Source organism: Mycobacterium gallinarum, from assembly GCF_010726765.1.
Lineage (GTDB): Bacteria > Actinomycetota > Actinomycetes > Mycobacteriales > Mycobacteriaceae > Mycobacterium > Mycobacterium gallinarum.
The window spans coordinates 3465779-3481674 of sequence record NZ_AP022601.1 but is presented as its reverse complement, the minus strand read 5'-3'; the positions used below and the strand labels follow the sequence as shown (position 1 = coordinate 3481674).

Sequence of the window (15896 nt, the reverse complement as noted above, 5' to 3'; positions counted from 1 at the left end):
AGGCCCAAACCTTCGACTTCATTACTCAAACAGACACGCAGCACAGACAAGGGATGTTTCAGAGCCCATGGACCTTTTCGAATACCAAGCCAAAGAGCTGTTCGCGAAACACCACGTGCCGACCACACCTGGCCGTGTCACCGATTCCGCCGAGGACGCCAAGGCGATCGCCGAGGAGATCGGCAAGCCGGTGATGGTCAAGGCGCAGGTGAAGGTCGGCGGACGCGGTAAGGCCGGCGGCGTGAAATACGCCGCGACTCCCGACGACGCGTTCACCCACGCGCAGAACATCCTCGGCCTCGACATCAAGGGTCACGTCGTCAAGAAGCTGCTGGTCGCCGAGGCCAGCGATATCGCCGAGGAGTACTACATCTCCTTCCTGCTCGATCGTGCCAACCGCACCTATCTCGCGATGTGCTCGGTCGAGGGCGGCATGGAGATCGAAGAGGTCGCGGCGACCAAGCCCGAGCGGCTCGCCAAGGTGCCCGTCAACGCCGTCAAGGGTGTCGACCTGGCCACCGCCCGCTCGATCGCCGAGCAGGGCCACCTGCCGGCCGAGGTGCTCGACGCGGCCGCAGTGACCATCCAGAAGCTCTGGGAGGTGTTCGTCGCCGAGGACGCCACTCTGGTCGAGGTCAACCCCCTGGTGCGCACTCCGGACGACCAGATCCTCGCCCTCGACGGCAAGGTCACGCTCGACGCGAACGCCGACTTCCGCCAGCCCGGTCACGCGGAGTTCGAGGACAAGGACGCGACCGACCCGCTGGAGCTCAAGGCCAAGGAGCACGACCTCAACTACGTCAAGCTCGACGGTTCGGTCGGCATCATCGGTAACGGCGCCGGGCTCGTCATGTCGACACTGGACGTCACCGCCTACGCGGGGGAGAAGCACGGCGGAGTGAAGCCGGCGAACTTCCTCGACATCGGTGGCGGCGCGTCGGCCGAGATCATGGCCGCGGGTCTGGACGTCATCCTCAATGACGCTCAGGTCAAGAGCGTCTTCGTGAACGTGTTCGGCGGCATCACCTCCTGCGACGCGGTCGCGACCGGCATCGTCAACGCGCTGAAGATTCTCGGTGACGAGGCCAACAAGCCGCTGGTCGTCCGTCTCGACGGGAACAACGTCGAAGAGGGGCGCCGCATCCTGGCCGAGGCCAATCACCCGCTGGTCATCCAGGCCGACACCATGGACGCCGGTGCCGACAAAGCCGCCGAGCTGGCGAATAAGTAAGGGAATCTTGATATGTCGATCTTTCTGAACGCAGACTCCAAGGTCATCGTCCAGGGCATCACCGGCGGTGAGGGCACCAAGCACACCGCGCTCATGCTGAAGGCAGGTACCCAGCTGGTCGGCGGCGTGAATGCCCGCAAGGCCGGGACTGAGGTGTCCCACGTCGACAGCGAGGGCAAAGAGGTCCGTTTACCGGTGTTCGGCTCGGTCTCCGAGGCGATGAAGGAGACGGGCGCCGACGTGTCCGTCGTCTTCGTGCCACCGAAGTTCGCCAAGGACGCGATCATCGAGGCCATCGACGCCGAGATCCCGCTGCTGGTCGTCATCACCGAGGGAATTCCGGTGCAGGACAGCGCTTATGCGTGGGCGTACAACCTGTCTAAAGGTGGCGACGGGGCGCCGAAGACCCGCATCATCGGCCCCAACTGCCCGGGCATCATCACGCCGGGTGAGGCGCTGGCGGGCATCACGCCTGCCAACATCACCGGCTCGGGCCCGGTCGGTCTGGTGTCGAAGTCGGGCACGCTGACCTACCAGATGATGTTCGAGCTGCGTGACTTCGGCTTCTCGACCGCCATCGGCATCGGTGGTGACCCCGTCATCGGCACCACCCACATCGACGCCATCGAGGCGTTCGAGAAGGATCCGGCGACCAAGGTCATCGTGATGATCGGTGAGATCGGTGGCGACGCCGAGGAGCGGGCTGCCGACTACATCAAGGCCAACGTCAGCAAGCCGGTCGTCGGCTACGTCGCGGGCTTCACGGCACCCGAAGGCAAGACCATGGGCCACGCCGGCGCCATCGTGTCGGGCTCGTCGGGCACCGCACAGGCCAAGAAGGAAGCCCTCGAGGCCGCCGGTGTGAAGGTGGGCAAGACCCCGTCGGAGACGGCGCGCCTGGCGCGGGAGATCCTGCAGAGCCTCTGACTCGGGGCGTGAGATGCGCCGCAGAATTAGTAACACGTTCTAGTTATCGATTAGCCTGACGAATTAACACGCGTCAGGAGGTCTGTAATGGCGGTCGATCCGCGCACGCCGGTGTTGGTCGGTGTCGGCCAATTCACCGAGCGCATCGACGATCCCTCCTATCGGGGCATGTCATCGGTGGAGCTGGCGACGGCTGCGGTACAGGCCGCCCTGGCCGACACCGGTGTCGACGCCGGTAACGTGGCGAAGGCCATCGAGGTGTTCGTCGGACTGCGGCAGTTCGAGATCTGTACGCCGTTCGAGAAGCCGCCGCTGGGTTGTTCGGACAACTACCTTCGGTCGGTGGCCAGGCGCGTCGGCGCGGATCCGGCCCGCGCGGTGCTGGAGCCCATCGGCGGCAACGGACCGCAGAAGCTGGTGACGGAGTTCGCCGGGGCGATAGCGGCAGGCGACATCGAGGTCGCGCTGATCCTGGGTTCCGAGAACGGCTCCACGTTGCGGACTTTCGCGCGCCGCGACGACAAGCCAGATCACAGTGAGACCGTCGGGGGCCAGCTCGAGGACCGGGGTTACGGCTTCGAGCAGTACATGAGCGAGTACACCGCGACGCACGGGCTGACCGGTGCGCCGGTGCAGTACGGCCTGCTGGACAACGCGCGCCGCGGCCGACTGGGTCTCAGTGTCGCCGACTACCGCGTGCAGATGGCTGAACTGTTCGCGCCGTTCTCCAAAGTGGCTGCCAAGAACCCGTTTTCGTCATCCCCGGTCGAACGTTCGGTGGATGAGCTGATCACGGTCACCGACGACAACCGGATGATCTGCGATCCGTATCCGCGTTTGATGGTGGCCCGCGATCAGGTGAACCAAGGTGCGGCCGCACTGCTGATGTCGGTTGCCGCTGCGCAACGGCTTGGCGTGTCCGAGGACAACTGGGTGTACCTGCGTGGTCATGCCGACCAGACCGAACAGGATCTGCTGGACCGCGTCGATGTCAGCATCAGCGTATCGGCCAGACAGTCTGTCGCAGAAGCACTTCGGGTCGCTGGAATCGGCATCGACGACGTGGCGACATTCGACCTCTACAGCTGCTTCCCGTTCCCGGTCTTCACCGTGTGCGACGAGTTCGGGCTGGCGGCCGACGATCCGCGGGGCCTCACGCTCACCGGCGGTCTGCCGTACTTCGGCGGCCCGGGTAACAGCTACTCACTGCACGGCATCGCCGAGACGGTGAGCCAAATGCGAGACCATCCAGGCACATTCGGTCTCGTCGGCGCGAACGGCGGCGTCATGAGCAAGTACTCGGTGGGCGTCTACTCGACGGAGCCCGCCGACTGGGTAGCCGACCGCAGCAAGGCGCTGCAGGCGGATATCGCCGCGCTGCCCAAGGTGGCGGTCACCCGTAACGCCGAGGGTCGGGGCAGGATCGAGACCTATTCGGTGCGCTACGACTGGCCCGTCACCACGGGTGTCATCATCGGTCGACTCGACGCCGACGACAGCCGGTTCATGGCACTCACCGAGGACGAAGACCTCGTGAAGCTGATGACCACGGGTGACCCGCTGGGCGCGGCGATCTCGGTGACCTCGGACGGCAAGAAGAACACCGCCACGCCGGCCTAGTTCTAGACGAGCGCAGCGAGCTTGCCCGCCAGCCGTTCGACATAGGCCGCCACCTCGGCCTCGGACTTGTCGGGCAGGCCGAAAAGGACCTCGGTGACCCCGAGGTCGGCCCACTTCGCGAGCTTGTCGGGGTCGGGCTTGAAGTCCAGGGCGACGATCTGCGGCGCTCCGTCACGACCGGCCGCGGCCCAGGTGTCCTGCAGCAGCTTGACCGGCGCGTCGATGTCGAAATCACGCGGCGTCGTGATCCAGCCGTCGGCCGAACGCGCGATCCACTTGAAGTTCTTCTCGGTGCCCGCCGCGCCGACCAGCACGGGGATGTGCGCCTGAACCGGCTTTGGCCAGGCCCAGCTTGGACCGAAGTTGACGAACTCGCCCTCGTAGGACGCTTCCTCCTCGGTCCACAGGCTGCGCATGGCCTCCAGGTATTCGCGCAGCATCGTGCGGCGCCGCCCGGGCGGCACGTTGTGGTCGGCCAATTCGTCTGTGTTCCAGCCGAATCCGACGCCAAGCGAGACGCGGCCGCCGGAGAGATGATCCAGTGTGGCGATGGACTTCGCCAGGGTGATCGGGTCGTGCTCGACCGGCAGTGCGACGGCCGTGGACAGCCGCACCCGCGAGGTGACCGCGCAGGCGGCGCCGAGCGACACCCAGGGGTCGAGGGTGCGCATGTAGCGGTCGTCGGGCAGTGACTCGTCGCCGGTGGTGGGGTGAGCGGCTTCACGCTTGATCGGGATGTGCGTGTGCTCGGGCACGTAGAAGGTGGTGAAACCGTGATCGTCGGCGAGTTTGGCTGCCGATGCGGGGTCGATGCCCCGGTCGCTGGTGAAAAGTACGAGCCCGTAGTCCATACCAGGATTAGAACGTGTTCTAGTCCGAAGGGCAACGTCGGGGCCCCAAAACGGCGTTTCGTTCACCGCGATCCATACCGATGACCTCGCGGCGCCCCGGCGATGGGATGGGTCAGCATGACGACAGAACGCATCGCCGATCACATCAAGTTCGCCTACTGGGTGCCCAACGTCAGCGGTGGCCTGGTCACCAGCGACATCGAGCAGCGCACCGACTGGAACTACGAGTACAACGCCAAGCTGGCCCGCACCGCCGAGAACAACGGCTTCGAGTATGCGCTGTCCCAGGTCCGCTACGAAGCCAGTTACGGCGCGGAGTTTCAGCACGAATCGACGAGCTTCTCGCTCGCGCTGCTGCTGGCCACGCAGCGTCTCAAGGTCATCGCCGCGGTTCATCCGGGCCTGTGGCAGCCGGGTGTGCTGGCCAAACTCGGCGCGACCGCCGACCAGCTGTCGGGCGGTCGATTCGCCGTCAACGTCGTGTCGGGCTGGTTCAAGGACGAATTCACCCATCTGGGCGAGCCCTGGCTCGAGCACGACGAGCGGTACCGACGCAGTGCGGAGTTCCTGCAAGTGCTGCGCAAGATCTGGACCGAGGGCGACGTGGATTTCCGCGGAGACTTCTACCGCATCCACGACTTCACGCTGAAACCCAAGCCCGTCAACACGTCCGAGCGTCCGAATCCCGAAATCTTCCAGGGCGGCAACTCGATGGCCGCACGGCGTAATGGCGGCCGCTATGCCGACTGGTACTTCTCCAACGGCAAGGACTTCGACGGTTTGACCGAGCAGGTCGTCGACGTACGCAATCACGCTCGTGACGTGGGCCGCGAGGTCCGTGTCGGGCTCAACGGATTCATCATCGCGAGGGACACCGAAAGGGAAGCCAAGGAAGTCCTGCGAGAGATCATCGCAAAGGCGAATCGGCCCGCCGTTGAGGGATTTCACGCCGCCGTGCAGCAGGCAGGCAACTCGACATCCGACCGCCGTGGTATGTGGGCGGACTCCACATTCGAGGATCTGGTTCAGTACAACGACGGCTTCCGCACGCAATTGATCGGCACGCCCGAACAGATCGCGGAACGCATTGCGGCATACCGCAAACGCGGCGTCGATCTGATTCTCGGCGGCTTCCTGCATTTCCAGGAGGAGATCGAATACTTCGGTTCGCGCGTGCTGCCGCTGGTTCGCGAAATCGAGGAATCCGAGCAACATTCCGCAGCGGAACCCTTGCTGGCGTCGCGGTAACCGGGAGTGCGCTAGCGTGGGTTCGAAGCCGTCCAGCACAGGAGAGGTCATGTCGTACCCCCAAGGTCCGCCCGGCAATCCCGGATACCCGCCCGCCCAGCAGCCGACCACGCAGTTCGCCGCGCCGACCCAACAGTTCGGTAGGGCGCCCGAGCCCGGTCCAGCCGCGGGTCCGAGCCAACTGCCGAAGTACCTGACCATCGCCGTCGCGGTCCTCGGCCTGGGCGTGTACCTGTCCAGCTTCGGGCCGCTGTTCACCGCAGGCGCGGACTACTTCACTCCTACGCTGCTGGATCTCGGCGTCGTCGCGGCGCTGGCGGCCGGGCTGATCGCCGGCGTATCGCTGCTGCCGAAGCAGAAGCCATTTCCTGCGGCTGTCGCGGTGCTGTCGGTGCTGGCGTTCCTCCTGGTGATCGCCATCGTGCTGACAGCGCCAGAGGGCGTGTCCATCGACTGGGGCCTCTACCTGATCATCGCGTTCACCATGTTCCAGGCGATCGTCGCCGTGGCGGTGCTGCTGTTCGATGCGGGCGTCATCACCCCGCCCGCGCCGCAGCAGCCCCGGTATGACCAGCAGTACGGCCAGTACGGCGGGCCGAGCGCGCCGTACTACGGTCAGCAGTCTCAGCACGGCGGCCCGCCGCAGCACCAGCAGGGGTTGTCGCAACGTCCCGGTTATCCGTCGCAGTACGGCGGTTACCAGGGTGGCGGCCCATCGACCGGCGGATTTTCCGCCGGCCAACCCAGCGGTCAGCAGAGCGGGCCCCCGACCCCTCCGACCGGTTTCCCGACCTTCGGGCAGCCGCCGTCGAGCTCCACCCCGACGACCCAGGCGCAGATGCCGTCGCAATCGGGAGCGTCATCCACGCAGTCGGGCCCCCCACCGTCGTAGTCTGAGCCGCGCGTGCGTCAACTTCGCGCGCGTGTGAGCTTGTGCGAGGAGCGGCCTTAGTGGAAAACCGGCCAGTCGGCACACGCCAGGCGCGTGAGCTGCTTCGGGTCGCGTTCGGGCCGTCCATCGTGGCGCTGGGCGTCATCGCGGCCGTGGTGTTGCTGCAGCTGTTGATCGCCAACAGCGACATGACCGGCGCGCTGGGCGCGATCACCAGCATGTGGCTCGGCGTACACATGGTGCCGATCTCGATCGGCGGTAGTGAGCTGGGCGTGATGCCGTTGCTGCCCATGCTCGCCATGGTGTGGGGAACCGCACGCGCGACCGCCCGTGCGACATCGCCGCAGGGTTCCTGGTTTGTCACGCGGTGGGTCGTCGCATCGGCCGTCGGCGGCCCGCTGCTGATCGCGGCGATCTCCCTGGCCATCGTCCACGACGCGGCGTCGGTGTTCACCCAGCTTCAGACGCCGGACGCCCTGCGCGCGTTCGGCAGCGTCCTGGCGGTGCACGCGGCCGGCGCGGTGATCGGGGTCGGGTCGCGCATCGGCAGGCGCGTCTTGTCGGAATCGCCGCTTCCCGGGTGGCTGCCCGACGCGATTAGGGCTGCCAGTGCAGGCGTTCTGGCGCTGCTGGGACTGTCCGGCGTCGTGATGACCGGTTCGATGATCGTGCACTGGGCGACGATGCATGATCTCTACGGGATCACCGATTCGGTGTTCGGTCAGTTCAGCCTGACGCTGTTGGCGATTCTGTACATCCCCAACGTGCTCGTCGGGACGGCTGCGGTCGCCGTCGGGTCCAGTGCGCACATCGGGTTGGCGACGTTCAGCTCGTTCACCGTCTTCGGTGGTGACATCCCCGCGCTGCCGGTGCTGGCCGCCGTGCCGACTCCACCGCTGGGCCCGGTCTGGGTGGCGCTGTTGATCGTCGGCGCGGTGTCGGGTGTCGCGTTGGGCCAGCAGGCGGCGCGACGACCGCTGCCCCTGCTGCCCGCGATCGGCAAGCTCATCGTCGCGGCCGCGCTCGCGACGCTGATCATGGCCGTTCTCGGCTACGCCGGCGGCGGGCGGCTGGGCAATTTCGGCGATGTCGGCGTCGACCAGGCCACGTTCGGGCCCGCGCTCTTCCTGTGGTTCGCCGGTATCGGGGCGCTGACCGTGGCGATGACGGGTGGCATCGCGAGGCGCGTCAGGGTTCCCAAGCCCAAAACCGAACCCGAGCCCGAAGCTGAAGCCGCGCTCGAATCCGAGACCGAGCTCGAATCCGAGACTGAGTTTGAGGCCGAGCTCGAGGCCGAGTCGGACTTCGAGCCCGCGTTCGACGACGAGTCAGCGGCCGACTTCGAGCCTGCGTTCGAGCCCGAGGCGGACGCAGCCATCGACGACCTCGAAGCGCAGGCCGTCGACGAACCGTTCGACGAGCCCCCGGCCGCTCCTCCGCGGCCTCGGAACGAACACCGGGACGCGTTCGGAGATCCCGAGGACCACTTCGTCGTCGACGACGTCCCCGACGATCAAGCCACGCCGGGCGCGACCACGGACCGGGCGCCCGATCGCGACGATTAGGCTGCCAGGCGTGCAGCAACCGCTTCGAGTGCCCCCGAAGGTGCCCGCACGCGTTGTGGTGCTCGCATCCGGTACCGGTTCGCTGCTGCGATCGCTCCTCGACGCCACCGGCGGCGATTACCCGGCCGACATCATCGCCGTCGGGGTGGATCGCGACTGCCCGGCCGTCGACATCGCCGCGTCGGCATCGGTACCCAGCTATACCGTGCGGCTGCGCGATCACCCTGACCGCGAGGCCTGGGATGCTGCGATCACCGACGCGACCGCAGCGCAGAAACCTGATTTGATCGTGGCTGCCGGATTCATGAAAATCCTTGGGCCCCATTTTCTTTCCCGCTTCATGGGCCGGATCATCAACACCCACCCGGCGCTGCTGCCCTCGTTTCCCGGGGCACACGCGGTACCCGACGCGCTGGAATACGGAGTCAAGGTGACGGGGTGCAGCGTGCACCTCGTCGATGCCGGCACCGACACCGGACCGTTGCTGGCCCAAGAAGCCGTGCCGGTGCTCGACGACGACGACGAAGCTTCCCTGCACGAGCGGATCAAAGTCGTCGAACGACGACTGCTGGTGGACGTGCTGGCCGCGGTGGCTACCCGCGGCGTGACCTGGACCGGACGAAAGGCGACATTGGGATGACTGACCGCAGGGCTATCCGGCGCGCGTTGATAAGCGTGTACGACAAGACCGGTCTCACCGACCTCGCGCGTGGCCTGCACGAGGCGGGCGTCGAACTCGTCTCCACCGGGTCGACCGCGAAAACCATTGCCGACGCTGGCATTCCGGTCACTTCCGTCGAGCAGGTCACCGGGTTCCCCGAGGTGCTCGACGGCAGGGTCAAAACCCTGCACCCGCATGTCCACGCGGGACTGCTCGCCGATCAGCGCAAGCCCGAACATGTTTCGGCACTCGCCGAACTCGGCGTCGCGCCGTTCGAGCTGGTGGTCGTCAACCTCTACCCGTTCACCCAGACCGTCGACTCCGGCGCGGGCGAAGACGAATGCGTCGAGCAGATCGACATCGGTGGCCCGTCGATGGTGCGCGCCGCCGCCAAGAACCATCCGAGCGTCGCGGTGGTGGTCGATCCGCTGGGCTACGACGGTGTGCTCGCCGCGGTACGCTCCGGTGGCTTCACGCTGGAGGAGCGGAAGAAGCTGGCCTCCTTGGCATTCCGGCACACCGCCGAATACGACGTCGCGGTCGCGGCGTGGATGTCGTCGGTGCTGGCGTCCGAAGGCGATGCCGCACCGCCGTCGCTGCCGCTGTGGACGGGCGCGACGTACCGGCGCGAAGCGGTGCTGCGGTACGGCGAGAACCCGCATCAGCAGGCGGCGCTGTATCGCTACGACTCGGGGTGGCCGGGCCTGGCCCAGGCGCAGCAGTTGCACGGAAAAGAGATGTCCTACAACAACTACACCGATGCCGACGCCGCCTGGCGCGCGGCGTTCGACCACGAAGAGATCTGTGTGGCGATCATCAAGCACGCCAACCCGTGCGGGATCGCGATCTCGTCGGTGTCGGTGGCCGATGCGCATCGCAAGGCACACGAATGCGATCCGCTGTCGGCGTTCGGTGGGGTGATCGCGGCCAACACCGAGGTGACCGTCGAGATGGCGGAAACGGTCGCCGACATCTTCACCGAGGTGATCATCGCGCCCGCCTACGAGGCGGGTGCCGTGGACGTGCTGGCGCGCAAGAAGAACATCCGCGTGCTGTTGGCGTCCGAACCGCAGCAGGGCGGGACCGAGTTTCGTCAAATCAGCGGCGGCCTGCTGATCCAGCAGCGCGACGAGTTCACCGCACCCGGCGACGATTCCGCGAACTGGGAATTGGCGACGGGATCACCCGCCGACCCGGCGACGCTGGCCGACCTGAAGTTCGCGTGGTTGGCGTGCCGCGCGGTGAAGTCGAACGCGATCGTGGTCGCCGCCGACGGCGCGACCGTCGGGGTCGGCATGGGGCAGGTCAATCGGGTCGACGCGGCCAAGCTGGCCGTGCAGCGGGCGGGTGATCGTGTGCAGGGTGCCGTCGCGGCGTCCGACGCGTTCTTCCCGTTCCCCGACGGACTCGAGGTGCTCACGAACGCGGGCGTGAAAGCGATCGTGCACCCCGGTGGTTCCGTGCGCGACGACGAGGTCACCGCGGCGGCCGCCGAGGCGGGCATCACGCTGTACCTCACCGGGGCGCGCCACTTCGCGCACTGACGTCCCGCCGAACGTGGGTTACCCGCACGCTCTCGGTCCGGACAGCGTGCAGGTAACCCACGTTCGCGCTACGAGTTGCGGATCTTGTCGATCAGCTTCGACTTGGTCAGCGACGAGTAGCCGGAGAGACCGATCTCCTTGGCGCGCTTCTTCAGGTCCGAGACCGTCCAATCGTCGTACGACCCGGATTTCCCGCCCTTGCGCCCAACGGCCGACTTGCCGCGCGCCGCGGCGGCGTTGGCGATCCTGGCGGACTTCTGCTTCGAGTTGCCCTGTTCGCGCAGGTCCTCGTACAGCTTCTCGTTCTTGATGGACGGGTTCGGCATGGTTGTCACTCCTTGATCGACTACTGATCGGAGGGTGCCCACTGACGAGGCATTTATTCACCGGCCGAGCGTGCGCAGAATGTGACGGATTGGCGGCGTGTCCACCGGGGACACGCACGTTCGGGACACAAGTCGTAGCGTGGAGTTGTGACATCACCTAACGATTTGCCCCGGACCGTTGCCGAGCTGAGGGCCTCCGGTCACGTCGAGCGCGGCGTCAAGGCCGAAATCCGCGACAACCTGCTGGCCGCGCTTGCCGAGGGTCGCGACGCGTGGCCGGGCATCCTGGGCTTCGAGGACACCGTGATCCCGCAGCTGGAACGGGCCCTGATCGCCGAGCACGACGTCGTGCTGCTGGGCGAACGCGGGCAGGGTAAGACGCGTCTGCTGCGCGCACTGACGGGCCTGCTCGACGAGTGGACCCCCGTCATCGCCGGCTCGGAACTGAACGAGCACCCGTACTCGCCGATCACCCCCGAATCCATCCGTCGGGCCGCCGACTCGGGCGACGACCTGCCCGTCGAATGGCGACATCGCAGCGAGCGCTACACCGAGAAGCTGGCGACTCCGGATACCAGCGTGGCCGACTTGGTCGGCGACATCGATCCGATCAAGGTGGCCGAGGGCCGCAGCCTCGGTGACCCCGAGACCATCGCCTACGGCCTCATCCCGCGGGCGCACCGAGGCATCGTCGCGATCAACGAGTTGCCCGACCTCGCGGAGCGCATCCAGGTGTCGATGCTCAACGTGATGGAGGAACGCGACATCCAGGTGCGCGGCTACACCCTTCGACTGCCGCTCGACGTCCTCGTCGTCGCCAGCGCCAACCCCGAGGACTACACCAACCGCGGCCGCATCATCACGCCACTGAAGGATCGCTTCGGCGCCGAGATCCGCACCCACTACCCGTACGAACTCGAGGCCGAGGTCGGCGTCATCAACCAGGAGGCCAACCTCGCGTCCGAGGTGCCCGAGTACCTGGTGCACGTCCTCGCCCGGTTCGCGCGCTACCTGCGCGAGTCGCGGTCCATCGACCAGCGCTCCGGTGTGTCGGCGCGCTTCGCGATCGCGGCCGCGGAGACGGTCGCCGCCTCGGCCCGACATCGTTCGGCCATCCTCGGCGAACAGGATCCGGTGGCGCGCGTCGTCGACCTCTCGACGGTGATCGATGTGCTGCGCGGCAAGCTGGAGTTCGAATCCGGTGAGGAAGGCCGGGAACAGGCCGTGCTCGAACACCTGCTGCGCCGTGCCACCGCGGACACCGCGCAGCGGCTGCTCGGCGGCATCGATGTCGGGCCGCTGGTGATGGCGATCGAGAACGGTTCCGCGGTGACCACCGGAGAGCGCGTGTCCTCCCGTGACGTGCTGGCAGCGGTCCCCGAGGTTCCGGCGATCGCCGAGATCCAGCAGCGGCTCGAGGCGACGACGGACGGACAGCGCGCGGCGGCCGTCGAAATGGCGCTCGAGGCGCTCTATCTGGCCAAGCGGATCGACAAGGTGTCCTCAGAAGGCGAAACCGTCTATGGCTGATCCCGGGGCCAGGCGCCTCACACGGTATTCGCGATACACCGGCGGGCCTGATCCGCTGGCGCCGCCCATCGACCTGCGCGAGGCGCTCGAGCAGATCGGCCAGGACGTCATGGAGGGCAGCTCACCTCGGCGCGCGCTGTCGGAGCTCATGCGGCGCGGCACGCAGAACATGCGCGGTGCCGACAAGCTCGCCGCCGAGGCCAACCGCCGGCGCCGGGAACTGTTGCAGCGCAACAACCTCGACGGCACCCTGCAGGAGATCAAGAAGCTGCTGGACGAGGCGGTGCTCGCCGAGCGCAAGGAGCTGGCGCGCGCGCTGGACGACGACGCACGGTTCAACGAGATGCGCATCGAGTCGTTGCCGCCCTCGCCGGCAAAGGCCGTGCAGGAGCTCTCCGACTACGATTGGCGCAGTGCAGAGGCGCGCGAAAAGTACGACCAGATCAAGGATCTCCTCGGTCGCGAAATGCTCGACCAGCGCTTCGCGGGCATGAAGCAGGCGATGGAGAACGCCACCGACGAAGACCGCCAACGTGTCAACGAGATGCTCGACGATCTCAACGATCTGCTGGACAAGCATGCGCAGGACAACGACACGCAAGAAGATTTTCAAAACTTCATGGACAAGCACGGCGAGTTCTTCCCAGAGAACCCGCGCAACGTCGAGGAGCTGCTGGACTCTTTGGCCAAGCGTGCCGCGGCCGCACAGCGCTTCCGTAACAGCCTGTCGGCTGATCAACGCGCCGAGCTTGATGCGTTGGCGCAGCAGGCATTTGGATCACCCTCGCTGATGAATGCGCTCAACCGGCTCGACGGCCACCTACAAGCGGCACGGCCGGGCGAGGACTGGGATGGTTCGTCGCGGTTCTCCGGTGAAAACCCGATGGGCATGGGAGAAGGCACCCAGGCGATGGCCGACATCGCCGAACTGGAGGAGCTCGCTGAGGCGCTCTCGCAGAGTTACGCGGGCGCCACGATGGAGGACGTCGATCTCGACATGCTCGCTCGCCAACTGGGCGACGAGGCCGCGGTCGACGCCAAGACGTTGGCCGAACTCGAGCGGGCCCTGATGGACCAGGGGTTCCTGGACCGAGGCTCGGACGGGCAGTGGCGGCTGTCTCCCAAAGCGATGCGACAGCTCGGACAGGCCGCGCTCCGCGATGTGGCACAGCAACTTTCAGGGCGACATGGCGAGCGCGAAACCCGTCGCGCGGGTGCGGCCGGAGAGCTCACCGGCGCGACGCGACCGTGGGCATTCGGTGACACCGAACCCTGGAACGTCACCCGCACGTTGACAAACACGGTGCTGCGCCAGGCCGGTACCAGCGGCGTCGACATGCCGTTGAAGTTCGCCGTCGAGGACGTGGAGATCTCCGAGACCGAGACCCGCACCCAGGCGGCAGTAGCACTGCTGGTCGACACGTCATTCTCGATGGTGATGGAGAACCGGTGGCTGCCGATGAAGCGCACAGCGCTGGCGCTGAGCCACCTCGTCAGCACGCGGTTTCGCTCGGATGCGTTGCAGATCATCGCTTTCGGCCGATATGCGCGCACCGTGTCCACGGCGGAACTGACCGGGCTGGAAGGCGTGTACGAGCAGGGCACCAACCTGCACCATGCGCTCGCACTGGCGGGTAGGCACCTGCGCCGCCATCCCAACGCGCAGCCGGTGCTGCTCGTCGTGACCGACGGTGAACCCACCGCACACCTGGAGAATTACTCGGGTGGCGCGGAGAGCGGGCCTCAAGTGTTCTTCGACTACCCGCCACATCCCCGCACCATTGCCCATACGGTCAAGGGCTTCGACGATATGGCGGGGCTGGGTGCGCAGGTGACGATCTTCCGGTTGGGCAGTGATCCGGGGCTGGCCAAGTTCATCGATCAGGTGGCGCGTCGTGTCGAGGGACGCGTCGTGGTGCCCGATCTCGACGGGCTGGGTGCCGCCGTCGTCGGCGACTACCTGCGGTCGCGGCGTCGGCGTTGAGCCGTGCCGCTAGACCGGCTTGCGCTTCCTGCGCTTGACGCCGACGCTGCCCCACAGCGAGAAGCCGCGGATGCGCACGCAGGGTGCTCCCGGCGAACCTTCCCCGCTCACACTTTGGTCGAAGGACCCCATCACCCCGACCCCACGCAGGTCCACGTTCACCTCGGGCGGCACCAAGATGGTCTGGCCGCCGAAGATCGAGTACGAGTGGATCTCGACTTCCGGCGAGGTGAAGTCGGCGTACCGCAAATCCACCACGCCGCCGCCGAAGAGAGCAAACGTGGTCATCCGCTTCGGCACGTTCCAGCGGCCGCGACGCTCGAACCCGCTCATGATTGCCAGCAGCATCGTCGAGGGTGCGGGCCGCACCGGCCCGCCGCTGGGGCCGCGCGAGACGGAACCGGGCAGGTCCGCGGAGAGCCGATCGAGTTCGTCGTATGTCTGCGCGGCGTAAGCCCTGGTCAGGCGTTCTTCGTATTCGTTCAGCGGCAGTCGGCCCTGGGCGGCGGCATCGGTGAGCAGCTGCGCCATGTGAATACGATCGGTGTCTGCAGCGCGCCTTGAGCCGTTCCGCGACGCGGGAGTACTCATCCCGGCCACCTGTTCATTGCGCAGGCGCTCATTACGACCATCTGTTCTTCGCGGAACCGCTCATCACCGACGAGCCTACGACGAACGCTGGCACATGCAAGGCCGATGTCCAAACTGTGCACTCATCGGTACCGGCGAATCAGATAGACAAGCAAACGTTATTCCGTGCCTGCCAAGTAGTCGGCAAACTCGATGGCGCCGATGGGGTTCTCGGGTGCGAGGTGCGCGCCCGATCGGTACGCGGCTGCGATGCGTCCCGGGATGGGGACGGCCACCACTTTGCGGCGGCCGCCACGCGCGGTCAGGTACATCCGCCCCAACTCGGCATGCGTGTGCACCGTCGGTCCGCCGATGTCGGGCACCCGGCCCGACGGCTCGGAATCGATCAGCTCGACGAGCCGGCGCGCGACGTCGCGGGTGTCAATCGGCTGGAAGCTGACGCCGCGAAGGGCCCACAGCGCGGGGGAGTACCGCTGGATCGCGAAGCTGGTGGCGATCAGGTCGTGGAACTGGGTGGCGCGCAGCACTGTATGGGCGACGCCGGACGTGTCGAGTGCTTGCTCGGCGCGGATCTTGGTCCGGTAGTAGGGCAACGGGATTCGGTCGATACCGACGATCGATACGTGCACGAGGTGGCCGACGCCGGCGCGTCGCACCGCCGACGTCAGGTGCTGCATCGCGTTGACATCCTTGTCGCCGGTCGGCTGCGTGGCGCAGTTGACGATCACGTCCATCCCGTCGACCGCCGCGTCGATCCCGGCGCCATCGAGCAGATCGCCACGATGCCATCGCACCGCCGGGTTGTCGCGACGTTCGCGTCGGCTCAGCGCGTGCACCTGGTGTCCGGCCGCCACCGCGGTGGTCAGCACCTGTCTGCCGAGTGTGCCCGTTGCTCCAATGACAAGAATTTCGCGGGCCATGCCTAG

14 protein-coding genes are annotated in these 15896 nt (G+C 66.6%); 10 read left to right on the top strand and 4 right to left on the bottom strand.

Features of this window, described 5'->3' with window-relative positions:
- Positions 1–67 precede the first annotated feature (67 nt).
- From sucC to G6N42_RS16935, 3 genes are all read left to right on the top strand, one after another.
- A complete protein-coding gene (gene sucC, locus G6N42_RS16945; RefSeq protein ID WP_163730632.1) occupies positions 68–1231 on the top strand; it encodes an ADP-forming succinate--CoA ligase subunit beta in 1164 nt (387 codons plus the stop codon).
- A 12-nt stretch (positions 1232–1243) separates the two neighbouring features.
- Positions 1244–2158, top strand: a complete 915-nt coding sequence (gene sucD, locus G6N42_RS16940; RefSeq protein WP_163730631.1) for a succinate--CoA ligase subunit alpha — start codon at positions 1244–1246, stop codon at positions 2156–2158.
- A gap of 87 nt (positions 2159–2245) precedes the next feature.
- Positions 2246–3778, top strand: coding sequence for an acetyl-CoA acetyltransferase (locus tag G6N42_RS16935; protein ID WP_163730630.1), 1533 nt, complete (start codon positions 2246–2248; stop codon positions 3776–3778).
- 2 nt (positions 3779–3780) lie between these two features.
- On the opposite strand, the gene G6N42_RS16930 is transcribed toward G6N42_RS16935, so the two are convergent.
- On the bottom strand, positions 3781–4629 hold the full coding sequence (locus G6N42_RS16930; protein ID WP_163730629.1) for an LLM class F420-dependent oxidoreductase: 849 nt from the start codon (positions 4627–4629) through the stop codon (positions 3781–3783).
- Between the two features lie 117 nt (positions 4630–4746).
- On the opposite strand from G6N42_RS16930, the gene sfnG reads away from it, so the two are divergent.
- From sfnG to purH, 5 genes are read left to right on the top strand one after another with little or no spacing between them, the layout of a single operon-like run.
- On the top strand, positions 4747–5877 hold the full coding sequence (sfnG, locus tag G6N42_RS16925) for a dimethylsulfone monooxygenase SfnG (protein ID WP_163730628.1): 1131 nt from the start codon (positions 4747–4749) through the stop codon (positions 5875–5877).
- A 49-nt stretch (positions 5878–5926) separates the two neighbouring features.
- Positions 5927–6769 carry a DUF5336 domain-containing protein gene (locus G6N42_RS16920; protein WP_163730627.1) on the top strand — a complete coding sequence of 281 codons (843 nt, stop codon included), beginning with the start codon at positions 5927–5929 and terminating at the stop codon, positions 6767–6769.
- 59 nt (positions 6770–6828) lie between these two features.
- On the top strand, positions 6829–8334 hold the full coding sequence (locus G6N42_RS16915; protein WP_163730626.1) for a cell division protein PerM: 1506 nt from the start codon (positions 6829–6831) through the stop codon (positions 8332–8334).
- Between the two features lie 10 nt (positions 8335–8344).
- Positions 8345–8974 (top strand): phosphoribosylglycinamide formyltransferase, encoded by a 630-nt coding sequence (gene purN / locus G6N42_RS16910; protein ID WP_163730625.1) that lies wholly within the window; start codon positions 8345–8347, stop codon positions 8972–8974.
- Positions 8971–10539, top strand: a complete 1569-nt coding sequence (gene purH / locus G6N42_RS16905; protein ID WP_163730624.1) for a bifunctional phosphoribosylaminoimidazolecarboxamide formyltransferase/IMP cyclohydrolase — start codon at positions 8971–8973, stop codon at positions 10537–10539. The genes purN and purH overlap by 4 nt, the downstream gene beginning before the upstream one ends.
- A gap of 68 nt (positions 10540–10607) precedes the next feature.
- Here purH and G6N42_RS16900 read toward each other — a convergent pair whose 3' ends face one another.
- On the bottom strand, positions 10608–10865 hold the full coding sequence (locus tag G6N42_RS16900; protein WP_163730623.1) for a DUF7218 family protein: 258 nt from the start codon (positions 10863–10865) through the stop codon (positions 10608–10610).
- A gap of 147 nt (positions 10866–11012) precedes the next feature.
- Here G6N42_RS16900 and G6N42_RS16895 point away from each other — a divergent pair, with 147 nt between their 5' ends.
- A complete protein-coding gene (locus G6N42_RS16895; protein ID WP_163730622.1) occupies positions 11013–12395 on the top strand; it encodes a sigma 54-interacting transcriptional regulator in 1383 nt (460 codons plus the stop codon).
- Positions 12388–14379, top strand: coding sequence for a VWA domain-containing protein (locus G6N42_RS16890; protein WP_163730621.1), 1992 nt, complete (start codon positions 12388–12390; stop codon positions 14377–14379). Before G6N42_RS16895 ends, G6N42_RS16890 begins: the two co-directional genes overlap by 8 nt.
- Positions 14380–14388: 9 nt before the next feature.
- On the opposite strand, the gene G6N42_RS16885 is transcribed toward G6N42_RS16890, so the two are convergent.
- Both G6N42_RS16885 and G6N42_RS16880 read right to left on the bottom strand, forming a co-directional pair.
- Positions 14389–14970 carry a DUF1707 SHOCT-like domain-containing protein gene (locus G6N42_RS16885; RefSeq protein WP_163730620.1) on the bottom strand — a complete coding sequence of 194 codons (582 nt, stop codon included), beginning with the start codon at positions 14968–14970 and terminating at the stop codon, positions 14389–14391.
- A gap of 158 nt (positions 14971–15128) precedes the next feature.
- Positions 15129–15890 carry an SDR family oxidoreductase gene (locus tag G6N42_RS16880; RefSeq protein WP_163730619.1) on the bottom strand — a complete coding sequence of 254 codons (762 nt, stop codon included), beginning with the start codon at positions 15888–15890 and terminating at the stop codon, positions 15129–15131.
- Between the last annotated feature and the right edge of the window lie 6 nt (positions 15891–15896).

Excerpts from the sequence above, each read along its gene's own strand:
- sucC (WP_163730632.1), top strand. The coding sequence starts at position 68 with ATGGACCTTTTCGAATACCAAGCCAAAGAGCTGTTCGCGAAACACCAC.
- sucD (WP_163730631.1), top strand. The coding sequence starts at position 1,244 with ATGTCGATCTTTCTGAACGCAGACTCCAAGGTCATCGTCCAGGGCATC.
- G6N42_RS16935 (WP_163730630.1), top strand. The coding sequence starts at position 2,246 with ATGGCGGTCGATCCGCGCACGCCGGTGTTGGTCGGTGTCGGCCAATTC.
- G6N42_RS16930 (WP_163730629.1), bottom strand. The coding sequence starts at position 4,629 with ATGGACTACGGGCTCGTACTTTTCACCAGCGACCGGGGCATCGACCCC.
- sfnG (WP_163730628.1), top strand. The coding sequence starts at position 4,747 with ATGACGACAGAACGCATCGCCGATCACATCAAGTTCGCCTACTGGGTG.
- G6N42_RS16920 (WP_163730627.1), top strand. The coding sequence starts at position 5,927 with ATGTCGTACCCCCAAGGTCCGCCCGGCAATCCCGGATACCCGCCCGCC.
- purH (WP_163730624.1), top strand. The coding sequence starts at position 8,971 with ATGACTGACCGCAGGGCTATCCGGCGCGCGTTGATAAGCGTGTACGAC.
- G6N42_RS16900 (WP_163730623.1), bottom strand. The coding sequence starts at position 10,865 with ATGCCGAACCCGTCCATCAAGAACGAGAAGCTGTACGAGGACCTGCGC.
- G6N42_RS16890 (WP_163730621.1), top strand. The coding sequence starts at position 12,388 with ATGGCTGATCCCGGGGCCAGGCGCCTCACACGGTATTCGCGATACACC.
- G6N42_RS16885 (WP_163730620.1), bottom strand. The coding sequence starts at position 14,970 with ATGAGTACTCCCGCGTCGCGGAACGGCTCAAGGCGCGCTGCAGACACC.
- G6N42_RS16880 (WP_163730619.1), bottom strand. The coding sequence starts at position 15,890 with ATGGCCCGCGAAATTCTTGTCATTGGAGCAACGGGCACACTCGGCAGA.